Here is a 13,194-nt window from a genome sequence, read left to right as displayed (position 1 = left end):
CTCACCAACTAGCTAATGCGCCGCGGGCCCATCCTGCAGTGACAGCCGAAGCCGCCTTTTAAAAGGAAACCATGAGGTTTCCCATGTTATTCGGTATTAGCCCCGGTTTCCCGGAGTTATCCCAATCTGCAGGGCAGGTTGCCCACGTGTTACTCACCCGTCCGCCGCTAACTTGAACGGAGCAAGCTCCGTCAAGTCCGCTCGACTTGCATGTATTAGGCACGCCGCCAGCGTTCGTCCTGAGCCAGGATCAAACTCTCCAAAAAGTTTGCTTGCACACGGATGTGCTGACATCGGCATTGCAGCAGGACGCTGCGAACTTAGCCGATGTTCCTTAACTCGAGTTTCTATTTGAAATACGGGGTGTATTCCAAATAGAAGTAAAAAATTAAAACGTTGACGTTTTTATGATTTTGTTCAGTTTTCAATGTTCAATTTATTGCACCATCTCTCCGACAGCTATAACATCATACCATTAGACCGGTTAAGGTGTCAATAGTTTTTAATGTTAAACTGTTGTCTGTCCAGCAGCAACTTTATTACTATACTAACAAGCGTAATATTTGTCAAACATTTTTTCTTTACCCGAAAATAAAAAAGTGAGCAGCTGCCAGGCAGACAACACCCGGCAGTCCCAAAAATCCAGCGAGAAAAGCCGTAATTGGATTCATTGTAATATGAACTCCTGTCTGCTGGATTACTATATTGGCAATATACAAAAAGAAAGCGCCCGCTATCATTTTCTTGAACAAAGCAAACAGAAGCGTGCTGATATTCCGCATATGATTTCACTCCTTCCCCTTTATCGTATGGAAAGAGTTTATTCTTTTATGCGGATTTTGCGTTTTTTCGCTTCTTTAAACAAAAAGAAATACTTCGCTTGCGCCGCCTTCGCCTGTGCTTCAAGCTCATTATTTTGTTCAAAGCTGATTCGCAGAAGTTCACGGCGCTTAAACCATTCTGTTCTTGACCGGTCCAGTGACTGAATTAATTTTTCATCATATACACTGCGCAGTGCTTGCTTTTTACGAAAAAACATACCTGATCCCACTCCTTATAGCTCGCGGCGGCCTTCGAGAGCTTTAGAAAGCGTCACCTCATCCGCATATTCAAGATCGCCTCCAACTGGAAGACCGTGGGCAATACGCGTTGTGCGGATGCCGGACGGCTTTAACAGCCTTGAAATATACATAGCAGTAGCTTCGCCTTCAATATTCGGATTGGTCGCCAGTATTACTTCCTTAATTGTTTCATCCTGCAGGCGTTTCACGAGGTCCGGAACATTAATATCTTCCGGCCCAATCCCTTCCATCGGTGAAATAGCACCGTGGAGAACGTGGTAAAGCCCATTGTATTCTTTCATCTTTTCCATAGCGATGACGTCTTTCGGATCCTGGACTACACACACAATGCTCCGGTCGCGCCGTTCATCTTTGCAAATTGAGCATGGATCTTGATCTGTAATATGGCCGCATACAGAACAGTAACCAAGATCACGTTTTGCATTTACAAGCGCTTTGGCGAAACCAAGTACATCTTCTTCTCTCATACTCAGCACAAAAAAAGCCAGACGAGCCGCTGTTTTTGGCCCTATGCCCGGCAATTTCATGAAGCTGTCAATCAGCTTCGTTATTGGTTCGGGATAGTACATCCGCAATTCCTCCTCTTTAGAAAGGAAGGTTCATCCCTTTCGTAAACTGCCCCATTGTCTGGTTCGTTTCATCATCTACTTTTTTCAATGCATCATTTACTGCGGCAAGCACAAGGTCCTGCAACATCTCGATATCGTCTGGATCAACAACTTCTTCTTGAATTTGAACATCCGTCACTTGCTTTTGGCCGGACAGTGTCACTTTTACCATACCGCCGCCTGCGGTTCCCTCAAACTGCTTTTCCGCAAGTTCTTCCTGTGCCTGCTGCATCTGCTTCTGCATTTTCTGCATTTGCTTCATCATATTTTGCATATTGCCCATTCCTCCGCCACGCATCATCTTCATCATCCTCCAATTAAATTAGTCTTTAATTTCAAGAAATTCTTCTCCAACAAGCTCCAATGCTTTTGAAACAAGAGGGTCTTCCTCCATTTCCTGCACATCTTCTTCCTGACCGTCAGCCGGCGGCGTATAAACGCCTTCTTCCTTCTGCTTTTTCAAAAAAGAGCGGCGAATATCCAGCCAGGCTGCCTCTGGCACTACAAGCGGCCGGTATGGCTTGCCGGTTAATTCATTTAAAATCGTCGAAATCGAATCCATAAATGCTTTGTTATCGGATGCCATCTGACAATGAATTTCATATTTGAATTTTAACACAAATGAGTCGCCAGACGCAGCGACAGGCTCGGCATCATTTAAAAGAGCCGCCTGTGAACGCATTTGCCGGTCATTCAAGTAGCCAATCATATTTCCCCAGCGGCTTTTAATGTTTTGAATGTCCTGCTTGGTGGCTTCGGAAAGCACTTTTTCAATCTGCGGCACAGCAGCTTTAAATTGACTGCCCGGGCGTGATGCTTTTTTAGGTGCCGGTTTTGCAGCTTCTTCTCCCGCTATGCCAGCAGGCCGGTTTTTCAACTCCTGTATCTCCTGCTCAAGACGGCTTATTTTCTCCGCCAATCCGGCGGCTTCCTGGCCGGATGCAGAGGATTCAGCCTTGATATGCAGGCGGCACATTTTCACCAGTGCCACTTCCAGGTAAATGCGTGCATGGTTTGTAAATTTCATATCCTGCTGTGCTTTATTCAAAATAGAAATATACTCATAGATGGCTGGTTCGGCAAACAGGCCGGACATTTCGATAAAATCCTCATCCGCCATTGTCCGCTCCATTGACTCTTCAAGACCGGGAGCCATTTTAAAAAGAAGCATATCGCGGAAATATAAAATTAAATCCTCAGTAAAACGAACCGGGTCCTTCCCTTCCATTAAAAGCCCGCCTAATGTCTGGACAGCTTCAGCTGCGTTTTGTTCATAGACAGCACGTGCCGTTGCATGCAGCATTCTCTGGCCGACTGCTCCTGTGACGGTCAGCGCGTCCTCTTCCGACAAGCGGCCTCGGCTGTAGGAAACGGCCTGATCAAGCAGGCTGAGGGCATCCCGCATTCCGCCTTCTGCGGCACGGGCAATAATCGGCAGTGCCTGCTCATCAAATTCTGTACCTGTTTCATTTAAAATAAGAGTCATGCGGCCAGTAATTGACTGGGCCGTAATTCGCTTAAAATCAAACCGCTGGCAGCGGGAAATAATCGTCAAAGGAATTTTGTGCGGTTCAGTGGTGGCCAAAATGAAGATCACATGAGATGGCGGTTCTTCGAGTGTTTTCAATAAGGCGTTAAAAGCACCTGTTGAAAGCATATGCACTTCATCGATAATATACACTTTGTACCGGACAGAGCCTGGTGCGTATTTTACTTTATCGCGAATATCCCGAATTTCATCTACACCATTATTGGAAGCAGCATCAATTTCGATAACGTCCTGGATCGAACCTTCCAGGATTCCCCGGCATGACACACATTCATTGCATGGCTCCGCTGCCGGCCCGTTCTCACAGTTTACCGCCTTTGCTAAAATTTTTGCTGCGCTCGTTTTTCCGGTACCACGCGGGCCTGAAAAAAGATAGGCATGTGAAATTTTGTCTTGAAGGAGAGCATTCTGAAGCGTTTTTGTTATGTGCTCCTGCCCAACGACATCCGCAAAGTTCTGCGGCCGCCACACACGATATAATGCCTGATAGCTCATTCTTTACCCCCTTCATCTTTCTAGTTTTATTATAAACGAACAGACAAACCTTTTCTATTCTAATGGAAACAAAAAGACGTCCGGCAAACCGGACGTCTCGTTAGCGTTTATTATGTAATACCGTGCACCTTCTGTCGACTGCCAATCACAGGCGTTACTTAAGCAGTTAGCTCAGCCCAGGCTGCCCCGCGGCACATGAGAGGGTCCACTTAATGCTGCTTCCTTCCGGACCTGACATGGTTCATGGGTTCTCATTGCGCAGGACCCAGACGTCAACACCACTTACAAAAGGCAGGCCCCACAATTAAACAGCCTCGAGAAGGAATTCAGTTCCGCTAGAGCGGATTGCGGATACAGGGCACCGCTACCTCCCCACTTAGCACGGCAAGATCTATTATACTACCCGGAGGCAAAAAAATCAACGTGGAAACTATTTACTCTGCTGCTGCTTTTTTAGTTCCTTTTTTCTTTGCCGGATGTTCCGAAAAAACTGCGTGAGCATCGTGCCGCACTCCTCTCCCAGGACACCCGGGACAACTTCACAGCGATGGTTGAAGCGCTCATCCTCAAGCAGGTTCATCAGCGTACCGGCACAGCCTGCTTTTGGGTCGACAGCTCCGTAAACAACCCGCTCCACACGCGACAGCAAAATGGCCCCGCTGCACATTGGGCATGGTTCAAGCGTGACATAAAGTGTCGTACCCTCAAGCCGCCATGCACCCGTTGCTTCACATGCGCTTTGAATGGCTAAAAGCTCTGCATGTGTAACGGCATTCTGGGTCGTTTCCCGCAAATTGTAGCCGGAGGCAATAACTTTATTGTCCTTCACAATAACCGCTCCGATCGGCACTTCTCCGAGACGTTCCGCTTTTTTTGCTTCCTCGATTGCCAGGTTCATAAAAAATTCATCCATTTACATGCTCCTTTCATTAAAATTCGGGTAAGAACTATATAGAAGTAAAGGAGGAAATATCATGACTAAAAAATGCGCATTGCTTATTGTCGATATGATTAATGATTTCCAATTTCCAAAAGGAAAAGAGCTGGCCGAATTCACCAGGGAAACCATTGAGCCCATTCTGACATTAAAGGAGCACTTTCACAATAAGCAATGGCCTGTTATTTATATAAATGACCATTACGGACTTTGGAAGGCGGATATCGACCTTATTACGGATTATGCTTCCAATGAAGTAAGCGATCCTATTATACAGGAAATCAAACCTGGCGATGAAGACTACTTTTTAATTAAGCCAAAACATTCCGCATTTTATGGCACCGCTTTGAATACTTTACTCGAAGAACTGGATGTAGAATCAGTTGTTGTTACCGGAGTAGCCGGGAATATTTGTGTATTTTTCACAGCCAATGACGCTTATATGCGTGAATTCGGTGTTTATATACCAAAAGATGCTCTTGCATCAGAGGAAGCAAAATTCAATGAATACGCACTTGGCATGATGGAAAACGTGTTGAATGCAGACATTCGTCCTGCAAAAGATTTAATTGAGCTTTTGTCATAAGAAACCTCCCCCCCATGTACACATATAGGGAGAGGGGGAACGGCATATGGATATTTATGTAGTGAAAAGCGGAGACACACTCTTTCAAATTGCACGGCGGTATGGGACAACCGTGCAAGCAATAAGCGAAGCAAACCAGCTCCCCAATGCAGCCCAGCTTGTTGTCGGGCAGGCATTGGTTATTCCTGTTGCCGGAAGATTCCATGTAGTTGCCGCCGGAGACAGCCTTTGGAAAATTTCCAGACAGTACGGGGTTACGGTAGAAGAAATTGTCCGGATCAATGGATTATCCCAGTCCGCTCCATTGCAAATCGGCCGGCAGCTGCGGATTCCATCTCCGGCTAAAACACGCATTGAATCAATTGGCTACGTTCAGCCAACTGCATCCGGCTACTCTGCAGCCACCTTAAGCCAGGCACGGGAGGCCGCTCCACAGCTCACCTACTTTGCTCCGGTTAGTTATAACGCAAACCGGGACGGCTCCCTTGAGGAACCGACTATCCGCCCATTGCCATCTATCGCCGAACAAAACGGCACTGTCTTAATGATGAATATTACAAATTTAGAAAATGACCAGTTTAGTGCAGAGCTCGGACACATTTTACTCACTGATGCAGCCGTCCAGCAAACTTTTTTAAACAACATAAGCCGGATTGCCAGACAAACAAACTTCCGGGATATTCATTTTGATTTTGAATATTTGCGTTCAGAGGATCGAGAAGCCTACAATGAATTTCTCCGCCGTGCCGCACAGCGCTTCCGCAGTGAGGGAAAGACCATTTCAACAGCGCTCGCTCCCAAAACGAGCGCAGCCCAAAGAGGGCAGTGGTATGAAGCACACGATTATAAAGCACACGGTGAAATTGTTGATTTCTCCGTTATTATGACATACGAGTGGGGCTACAGCGGCGGGCCGCCGATGGCTGTTTCTCCGATCGGGCCGGTCCGCAATGTGTTAACTTACGCCTTAACAGAGATGCCGGCCTCTAAAATCGTCATGGGGCAAAATTTATATGGTTATGATTGGACACTTCCATACCGGCAGGGAAACCCGCCGGCACGGGCAATCAGCCCGCAGGAAGCAATACGGCGGGCCGCCCGTTATCGAGCATCTATCCGTTACGATTTCACCGCCCAGGCCCCATTCATTGATTATACCGCTGAGGATGGCACTGTTCATAAAATCTGGTTCGAGGATGCCCGTTCCATTGACGCGAAATTTTCACTCTTGAAAGAGTTAAAGCTGCGCGGCATTGCCTACTGGAGACTCGGCTTCTCATTCCCGCAAAACTGGCTTTTGCTTTCCGATCGTTTTACCATTATTAAAAAATAAAAAAGAATGCCCACCTGGAAAACCAGATGGGCATTCATATCTCCAATTATGCATGTATGTTAAAAATGGAGGAGGAAAGGGGATTCGAACCCCTGCGCGGTTTGACCCGCCTGTCGGTTTTCAAGACCGATCCCTTCAGCCGGACTTGGGTATTCCTCCGTCGTGTCGACAAGAATTAATTTATCATAATGTAAATTATCCTGTCAACACGATTCGACTTATTTTTTTTCAATTTTTTCTTTGCCGCCCATGTATGGACGAAGAACCTCTGGAATAAGAATACTGCCGTCTTCCTGCTGATAATTTTCCAAAATAGCAGCAACGGTACGGCCGATCGCAAGTCCGGAACCATTCAATGTATGCACGTGCTCGGGCTTGCCGTTTTTCTCGCGACGGAAACGGATATTGGCCCGGCGCGCCTGGAAGCCTTCAAAGTTAGAGCAAGAAGAAATCTCTTTATACGCATCATAGCTTGGAAGCCAGACTTCAATGTCATATTTTTTTGCCGCTGTAAATCCAAGGTCAGCCGAACACATATCAAGAACACGGTACGGAAGTCCAAGCAGCTGCAGCACTTTCTCCGCATGCCCTGTTAATATTTCCAGCTCCTTATATGAATCCTCCGGCTTTACAAAGCGGACCATTTCCACTTTATTAAATTGATGCTGGCGAATCAGCCCGCGTGTATCGCGCCCGGCAGAGCCTGCCTCAGAACGGAAGCAGGCACTGTACGCTGCGTAAGAAATCGGCAAATCCTCGCCATTTAAAATTTCATCACGATGATAGTTTGTCACCGGCACTTCAGCTGTCGGAATTAAAAAATAATCTTCCGCTTCAATTCGAAATGCATCTTCTTCAAACTTCGGCAGCTGGCCGGTACCTGTCATGCTTGTCCGGTTGACCATATATGGCGGCATCATTTCTATATAGCCGTGTTCTTCCGTATGCAGGTCCAGCATAAAGCTGATCAGGGCCCGCTCCAGCTTTGACCCCATTCCTTTATAAAAGGTAAAGCGGCTTCCGGTTACTTTGCCGGCACGTTCAAAATCAAGAATATCGAGATCAGTTGCCAAGTCCCAATGCGGCTTTGCTCCAAAAGAAAATGCCGGCACTTCTCCCCATTGGCGAATCTCTACATTATCATCTTCCGAATCACCCGCAGGTACGCTTTCATGCGGAATGTTTGGCATGCGAAGCATGAGCTGTTCAAGCTTTTCTTCTGTTTCCCGGAGATCGGCATCAAGCTCTTTAATTTTTTCTCCAACTTCACGCATTTCCGTAATTAATGCATCTGCGTCCTGTTTTTCTCTTTTTAAGCGCGCGACTTCCTGTGACACATTGTTTCGTCTGCTTTTAAGTTCTTCTGCCTTCCCGAGCAAAGAACGGCGTTTTTTCTCCAGTTCTTCAAAATCCTCAAACGCACTCATATCCTCGCCCCGGAATTTCAGGCGTTCTTTTACTTCTTCAAAGTTTGAACGTAAATATTTCATATCCAGCATATTGAATTCCTCCTTTAAAAATAAAAAACTTCCGTCCCTGTAAAAAGGGACGGAAGTTGAATTCCGCGTTGCCACCCTGATTGAAAGCATTTATGCTTTCCTCTCAAACAGCGTTTTAACGGCCTGCGCCGGTCAATGCCTACTTCTTATGTTCAGCATCCCGCTCCAGAACGGATTCACCCGGTTTCCACGCCGGTTCGCACCACCCACCGGCTCTCTTAAGAAGAAATTCAAGCTACTAGCTTCCTTCATCGCGTTTTCCTATTTGGTTTGAAATCAATTTACTACATTTTTCATGAATGTGCAAGCGGTGCTTTTACCTGTTCCGCCATACCGATAAAATAAGCGGTGATACGGTGGTCATCAGTCAGTTCCGGGTGAAACGAACAGCCCAGATAGTGCCGGTCGCGCGCAGCCACAATACGGCCGTCGCACTCTGCCAGCACTTCTGTCCCTTCTCCCGCTGAAACAATGTGCGGTGCCCGGATAAACACCGCATTATAATCATCAGCAACTCCGTTAATAGAGAGATTTGCTTCAAAGCTTTCCTTCTGGCGGCCAAAGGAATTCCGTTCAACTGTAATATTCATCAGGCCAAGGTGCGGCTCTTTGTATCCAATCACTTCACCCGCAAGCAGTATCAATCCGGCACATGTCCCAAACATCGGCCGTCCGGATTTTCCGAACGCACGCAGCGGTTCCATAAATCCATAGCGGTCAATCAAGCGGCGCATCGCCGTGCTTTCTCCGCCCGGAAGAATTAAGCCATCGAGCTCATCCAGCTGCTCCGGCCGCTTTACAACGACTGCTTCCGCTCCATTCGCTTCAATAGAGCGAACATGCTCACGAACGGCTCCCTGCAGCCCCAGTACACCGATCTTCGCCATTACCAGCCGCGCTCCTGCATACGGTCGGCTGCAGCAATACCGGCAATTTCAAGGCCTCTCATTGGCTCACCAAGTTCTTTTGAAAGTTCAGCAATTAATTTATAATCCTGGTAGTGAGTCGTTGCTTCGACAATCGCACGGGCAAATTTAGCCGGATTCTCTGATTTGAAAATACCAGATCCAACGAATACACCATCTGCTCCAAGCTCCATCATAAGAGCTGCATCCGCCGGTGTTGCAATGCCTCCTGCCGCAAAGTTCACAACCGGAAGACGGCCTTCTTTTTTTATTTGCATTAATACTTCAAAAGGCGCGCCGTGGATTTTTGCTTCTGTCATAACTTCATCTTCGTTCATATGAACAAGCTTGCGCACCTGTGCGTTTACTTTACGCATATGACGGACCGCTTCAACGATATTGCCTGTTCCCGGCTCGCCTTTTGTGCGAAGCATAGAAGCACCTTCGCCAATACGGCGCGCCGCTTCGCCAATATCACGGCAGCCGCATACAAATGGAACAGTGAAATCACTTTTTAGCAGATGATACTCTTCATCAGCCGGTGTTAACACTTCACTCTCATCCAGGTAATCAACGCCCATCGCTTCAAGTACACGAGCTTCAACAATATGTCCGATACGCGCTTTTGCCATTACCGGTATCGTTACAGCGTTCATCACCTCTTCTACAATACGAGGATCTGCCATACGGGCAACGCCGCCTGCTTTCCGAATATCTGAAGGAACACGCTCAAGCGCCATTACCGCTACTGCACCTGCTTCTTCGGCAATTTTCGCCTGCTCTGCATTTACGACATCCATAATAACGCCGCCTTTTTGCATTTCCGCCATTCCTCGTTTTACGCGGTCTGTACCTGTATTCATCTCATTATTCCTCCTATATTGATCAGAAAGGTCTGATTTTTTGTGAAATACTTAAATCTTAATAAACACGAAAAATCACCTTCTGTCAATAGCAGAAGGTGATTTTCATTAAAACCAACCAGTTACTTTATCTACAATCCAGTTCCAGCCACCGGAAATTCCGTCGCCAACGGCCCGCATAGATAAAACAAACCAATTCGCCTTTTCTATGTTTTGGGCTGTTTGTACGTTTGTCTTCCCAGCTGATTTTAAAAATGGAACTGCCTGTCCCTGGTCATCCTTCACAGAGACAAAACCAACCACTTTGTCTTTTTCTACCGGGGCAACAAGCTCTCCATTTTCATTTAAATCCGAACTATTTAATGTAACACCTGTCTTATATTTCGGATTTGACCCTTTTGGAGCGAAAATCGATAGATCTGAAGCTGCCTTTAACTTTACTTCTTTCTCCTTACCCTTTTGGACAGGGAGTGTTTCGGCTCCTTTTATGGCACTTCCAGCCGCCACGATTTCCTGGCGTTCAAATTGGGTAAACCCGTAATCCATCAATTTTTTCATTTCAGTAAAGCGGGCATTATAAGTGCCTTCCCCGCTTTCATTCGTTGCATTCATTACAACCGCAATAAGCTTTTGGCCATTTCGTTCTGCCGTTCCCGTGAAGCAGTATCCGGCAAAATCGGTTGTTCCTGTTTTTAATCCTGTCATTCCTTCATAAGCAAAAACCAAAGAAGGAAGCATCCAATTCCAGTTTTCCATCGAAATTTCATCATCGGTTCCTTCACGGAATTTCTTTTTAGGAATTCCGGCTGTTTCTAATACTTCCGGGTAATCATTTACTAAACGATAAGCAAGAGTTACCACATCACGTCCGGACATCATATTTTCATCAGTTTGGGTACCAGTTGAATGGTTTCCTTTTAAATCTTTGTTATTCAGGCCCGTTGCATTAACGAATTTTGCTTTTTCTAAACCGAATTCTTTTGCTTTTTTATTCATTAATTTCACAAACTCGGCTTCTGAACCTGAAATTTTTTCCGCAATGGCAATAGTCGCCGCATTAGCAGAATAGATTGTCATCGCTTCGTATAGCTCTTGGATTTTATACGTTTCATCCGCACGGAGCGGAACATTGGATAAACTCCGGTCCTGGGAGATAGTATATACATAGTCTGACACCTGGTATGTATCATCCAGACTGACTTTTCCTTCTTTCACTGCTTCAAGAAGCAGGTATTCGGTCATCATTTTGGACATACTCGCCACACCGAGCTGCTGATCACTATTTTTTTCATACAACACTTGACCTGTCTCTGCATCAACTAACACAGCAGCCGCTGCATTTACATCAAAAGCCGCGCTGGCTTTCATTTGAATTGGAGAAAACAATCCCACAAACAACAGTACGCTTAATAAAACAGCGCTAATCCGATACCCATTTCTTTTTTTCACGCTCAAAACCCTCCATTTATTTTGCAACACTTTCGTTATTGTACCACACATTTTCACGGTAAAAATAGACGAGAAACGACCTAGATGTTTCAGTCATATGACGAAAATAAAAAACCTGTCCGGGTCTGGACAGGTTTTTTATTTTACAATGAGTAGTTCGGTGCTTCTTTTGTAATTTGTACATCATGCGGATGACTCTCCCGAAGGCCTGCTCCTGTCATACGGATAAACTGGCTTTCTTCACGAAGTGCAATGATGTCTTTTGTACCGCAATAGCCCATTCCAGAACGAAGACCGCCTGTCAGCTGATACAGTGTGTCAGATAAAGGACCTTTATAAGGGATCCGCCCCTCAATGCCTTCCGGAACAAATTTCTTTGCATCCTCTTGGAAATAGCGGTCTTTTGAACCTTTTTCCATCGCGCTGACTGATCCCATACCGCGATATACTTTAAAGCGGCGCCCCTGGAAGATTTCCGTTTCGCCCGGGCTTTCTGTCGTGCCGGCAAGCAGGCTGCCAAGCATTACAGCTGAACCGCCTGCAGCGATCGCTTTTACAATATCTCCTGAATATTTAATACCGCCATCCGCGATAATCGCTTTGCCGTGCTTACGGGCTTCTGTCGCACAGTCGTAGACAGCTGTAATCTGCGGCACTCCTACACCTGCAACAACCCGAGTCGTACAGATGGAGCCCGGCCCAATTCCCACTTTCACAACATCTACTCCCGCTTCGAACAATTCACGAGTCGCTTCAGCTGTTGCCACGTTTCCGGCAATAATATTTAATTCAGGGTAAGCAGAACGAATTTCTTTTACTGTATTAATAACCCCTGCTGAATGTCCGTGAGCTGTATCGACTACAATAACGTCTACATGGGACTTAACAAGCATTTCAACACGTTTCATTGTGTCGCCCGTTACCCCAACTGCTGCACCAGCAAGCAGACGGCCCTGAGCATCTTTCGCTGAGTTCGGGAATTCGATTACTTTCTCAATATCCTTAATTGTAATGAGGCCTTTTAATACGCCATCTTTATTAATAAGAGGGAGCTTTTCAATTTTATGCTTTTGAAGAATTTTTTCAGCTTCTTCAAGGGTAGTGCCTACTGGAGCTGTTACAAGATTTTCTTTTGTCATAACGTCTGTAATAAGGATTGAATAATCCTGAATAAAACGAAGATCACGATTTGTCAGGATACCAACAAGCTTTTGTTCTTCCTCGTTGTTTACGATTGGAACACCGGAAATACGGTATTTGCCCATCAGATGCTCGGCATCAAACACTTGATGCTCAGGCGTTAAAAAGAAAGGATCAGTGATAACACCACTTTCTGAGCGCTTTACTTTATCTACCTGCTCAGCCTGCTGTTCGATGCTCATGTTTTTATGAATGATCCCCAGGCCGCCCTGGCGCGCCATGGCGATCGCCATTTCCCCCTCTGTTACAGTGTCCATTCCTGCGCTGATCATTGGAATGTTTAATTTCAAGGTTGGCGTTAATTCTACTTTTAACGACACATCTTTTGGAAGCACCTCAGACTTGGCTGGCACGAGCAGTACATCATCAAACGTTAATCCTTCTTTTTTAAACTTATCTTCCCACATATTTAAAGCCTCCCTCACCGAAAAATATTATTAGTAGGTTATCAATTGAACGGGTATACTGTCAAGGTTCGGTTTAGAAGTTAGATTTTTTGGAATTTTCGAACTAAAATCCGAACATTAAAGAAACCGGTTTATTAAAACAATAAAAAGCTCGGAATTCTACAAATTCCAGCATTGCAGCATGCATTCCTTCTTGATTTCACATAATTCTTTTGTTTTATTGTAGCCTGTTCAGAAAAAAATACAACAAAAAAGACAACCTGATTTCTCAAGTTGTCTTT

Annotated in this window: 13 protein-coding genes, 1 tRNA gene, 1 rRNA gene, 1 other RNA gene and 1 other annotated feature; of the genes, 2 read left to right on the top strand and 14 right to left on the bottom strand. The window is 45.7% G+C overall.

The features are described 5' to 3' along the window. The 8 genes from VP98_RS17070 to tadA all read right to left on the bottom strand — a co-directional run. Nucleotides 1-266, bottom strand: a 16S ribosomal RNA gene (locus VP98_RS17070); the annotation flags it as partial. 315 nt (nucleotides 267-581) lie between these two features. Then, nucleotides 582-782: a pro-sigmaK processing inhibitor BofA family protein gene (locus VP98_RS17065; RefSeq protein WP_046176594.1), complete on the bottom strand. Its 201-nt coding sequence runs from the start codon at nucleotides 780-782 to the stop codon at nucleotides 582-584. Nucleotides 783-820: 38 nt separating this feature from the next. Then, on the bottom strand, nucleotides 821-1,039 hold the full coding sequence (locus tag VP98_RS17060) for a YaaL family protein (RefSeq protein ID WP_046176593.1): 219 nt from the start codon (nucleotides 1,037-1,039) through the stop codon (nucleotides 821-823). Nucleotides 1,040-1,054: 15 nt separating this feature from the next. Further along, a complete protein-coding gene (gene recR / locus VP98_RS17055) occupies nucleotides 1,055-1,651 on the bottom strand; it encodes a recombination mediator RecR (RefSeq protein ID WP_046176592.1) in 597 nt (198 codons plus the stop codon). Between the two features lie 16 nt (nucleotides 1,652-1,667). Continuing rightward, nucleotides 1,668-1,988, bottom strand: a complete 321-nt coding sequence (locus VP98_RS17050; RefSeq protein ID WP_046176595.1) for a YbaB/EbfC family nucleoid-associated protein — start codon at nucleotides 1,986-1,988, stop codon at nucleotides 1,668-1,670. A gap of 24 nt (nucleotides 1,989-2,012) precedes the next feature. Further along, nucleotides 2,013-3,734, bottom strand: coding sequence for a DNA polymerase III subunit gamma/tau (gene dnaX / locus VP98_RS17045; RefSeq protein WP_046176591.1), 1,722 nt, complete (start codon nucleotides 3,732-3,734; stop codon nucleotides 2,013-2,015). Between the two features lie 120 nt (nucleotides 3,735-3,854). Continuing rightward, nucleotides 3,855-4,119, bottom strand: an RNA gene (gene ffs, locus VP98_RS18665) — signal recognition particle sRNA large type. A gap of 45 nt (nucleotides 4,120-4,164) precedes the next feature. Then, complete coding sequence (gene tadA, locus VP98_RS17040) at nucleotides 4,165-4,647, bottom strand: tRNA adenosine(34) deaminase TadA (protein WP_046176590.1); 483 nt, start codon at nucleotides 4,645-4,647, stop codon at nucleotides 4,165-4,167. A gap of 61 nt (nucleotides 4,648-4,708) precedes the next feature. On the opposite strand from tadA, the gene VP98_RS17035 reads away from it, so the two are divergent. After that, nucleotides 4,709-5,257, top strand: coding sequence for an isochorismatase family cysteine hydrolase (locus VP98_RS17035; RefSeq protein WP_046176589.1), 549 nt, complete (start codon nucleotides 4,709-4,711; stop codon nucleotides 5,255-5,257). Between the two features lie 46 nt (nucleotides 5,258-5,303). After that, the gene (locus tag VP98_RS17030; protein WP_046176588.1) at nucleotides 5,304-6,590 is read left to right on the top strand and encodes a LysM peptidoglycan-binding domain-containing protein; all 1,287 of its coding nucleotides are present in this window, start codon (nucleotides 5,304-5,306) and stop codon (nucleotides 6,588-6,590) included. 66 nt (nucleotides 6,591-6,656) lie between these two features. On the opposite strand, the gene VP98_RS17025 is transcribed toward VP98_RS17030, so the two are convergent. The 6 genes from VP98_RS17025 to guaB all read right to left on the bottom strand — a co-directional run bounded on the left by VP98_RS17025 (nucleotide 6,657) and on the right by guaB (nucleotide 12,913). Further along, nucleotides 6,657-6,749: transfer RNA gene (locus VP98_RS17025), tRNA-Ser, on the bottom strand. A gap of 59 nt (nucleotides 6,750-6,808) precedes the next feature. Beyond that, on the bottom strand, nucleotides 6,809-8,089 hold the full coding sequence (gene serS, locus VP98_RS17020) for a serine--tRNA ligase (protein ID WP_046176587.1): 1,281 nt from the start codon (nucleotides 8,087-8,089) through the stop codon (nucleotides 6,809-6,811). Nucleotides 8,090-8,131: 42 nt separating this feature from the next. Continuing rightward, nucleotides 8,132-8,350 (bottom strand) — a binding site (T-box leader). A 32-nt stretch (nucleotides 8,351-8,382) separates the two neighbouring features. Next, nucleotides 8,383-8,976 (bottom strand): pyridoxal 5'-phosphate synthase glutaminase subunit PdxT, encoded by a 594-nt coding sequence (pdxT, locus tag VP98_RS17015; protein ID WP_046176586.1) that lies wholly within the window; start codon nucleotides 8,974-8,976, stop codon nucleotides 8,383-8,385. Next, entirely contained in the window at nucleotides 8,976-9,857 is an 882-nt protein-coding gene (pdxS, locus tag VP98_RS17010) for a pyridoxal 5'-phosphate synthase lyase subunit PdxS (protein ID WP_046176585.1), read from the bottom strand. Before pdxS ends, pdxT begins: the two co-directional genes overlap by 1 nt. A gap of 108 nt (nucleotides 9,858-9,965) precedes the next feature. Beyond that, on the bottom strand, nucleotides 9,966-11,306 hold the full coding sequence (locus VP98_RS17005) for a serine hydrolase (RefSeq protein WP_269431513.1): 1,341 nt from the start codon (nucleotides 11,304-11,306) through the stop codon (nucleotides 9,966-9,968). Nucleotides 11,307-11,449: 143 nt separating this feature from the next. Further along, on the bottom strand, nucleotides 11,450-12,913 hold the full coding sequence (gene guaB, locus VP98_RS17000) for an IMP dehydrogenase (RefSeq protein WP_046176583.1): 1,464 nt from the start codon (nucleotides 12,911-12,913) through the stop codon (nucleotides 11,450-11,452). Between the last annotated feature and the right edge of the window lie 281 nt (nucleotides 12,914-13,194).

This window comes from Domibacillus indicus (genome assembly GCF_000970685.1).
Lineage (GTDB): Bacteria > Bacillota > Bacilli > Bacillales > Domibacillaceae > Domibacillus > Domibacillus indicus.
This window is presented reverse-complemented; position numbering and strand designations above follow the sequence as displayed.

Bases quoted from the DNA above. Each gene is read 5' to 3' on its own strand.
- VP98_RS17065 (WP_046176594.1), bottom strand. From the start codon at position 782: ATGCGGAATATCAGCACGCTTCTGTTTGCTTTGTTCAAGAAAATGATA.
- VP98_RS17060 (WP_046176593.1), bottom strand. From the start codon at position 1,039: ATGTTTTTTCGTAAAAAGCAAGCACTGCGCAGTGTATATGATGAAAAA.
- recR (WP_046176592.1), bottom strand. From the start codon at position 1,651: ATGTACTATCCCGAACCAATAACGAAGCTGATTGACAGCTTCATGAAA.
- VP98_RS17050 (WP_046176595.1), bottom strand. From the start codon at position 1,988: ATGCGTGGCGGAGGAATGGGCAATATGCAAAATATGATGAAGCAAATG.
- dnaX (WP_046176591.1), bottom strand. From the start codon at position 3,734: ATGAGCTATCAGGCATTATATCGTGTGTGGCGGCCGCAGAACTTTGCG.
- tadA (WP_046176590.1), bottom strand. From the start codon at position 4,647: ATGGATGAATTTTTTATGAACCTGGCAATCGAGGAAGCAAAAAAAGCG.
- VP98_RS17035 (WP_046176589.1), top strand. From the start codon at position 4,709: ATGACTAAAAAATGCGCATTGCTTATTGTCGATATGATTAATGATTTC.
- VP98_RS17030 (WP_046176588.1), top strand. From the start codon at position 5,304: ATGGATATTTATGTAGTGAAAAGCGGAGACACACTCTTTCAAATTGCA.
- serS (WP_046176587.1), bottom strand. From the start codon at position 8,089: ATGCTGGATATGAAATATTTACGTTCAAACTTTGAAGAAGTAAAAGAA.
- pdxT (WP_046176586.1), bottom strand. From the start codon at position 8,976: ATGGCGAAGATCGGTGTACTGGGGCTGCAGGGAGCCGTTCGTGAGCAT.
- pdxS (WP_046176585.1), bottom strand. From the start codon at position 9,857: ATGAATACAGGTACAGACCGCGTAAAACGAGGAATGGCGGAAATGCAA.
- guaB (WP_046176583.1), bottom strand. From the start codon at position 12,913: ATGTGGGAAGATAAGTTTAAAAAAGAAGGATTAACGTTTGATGATGTA.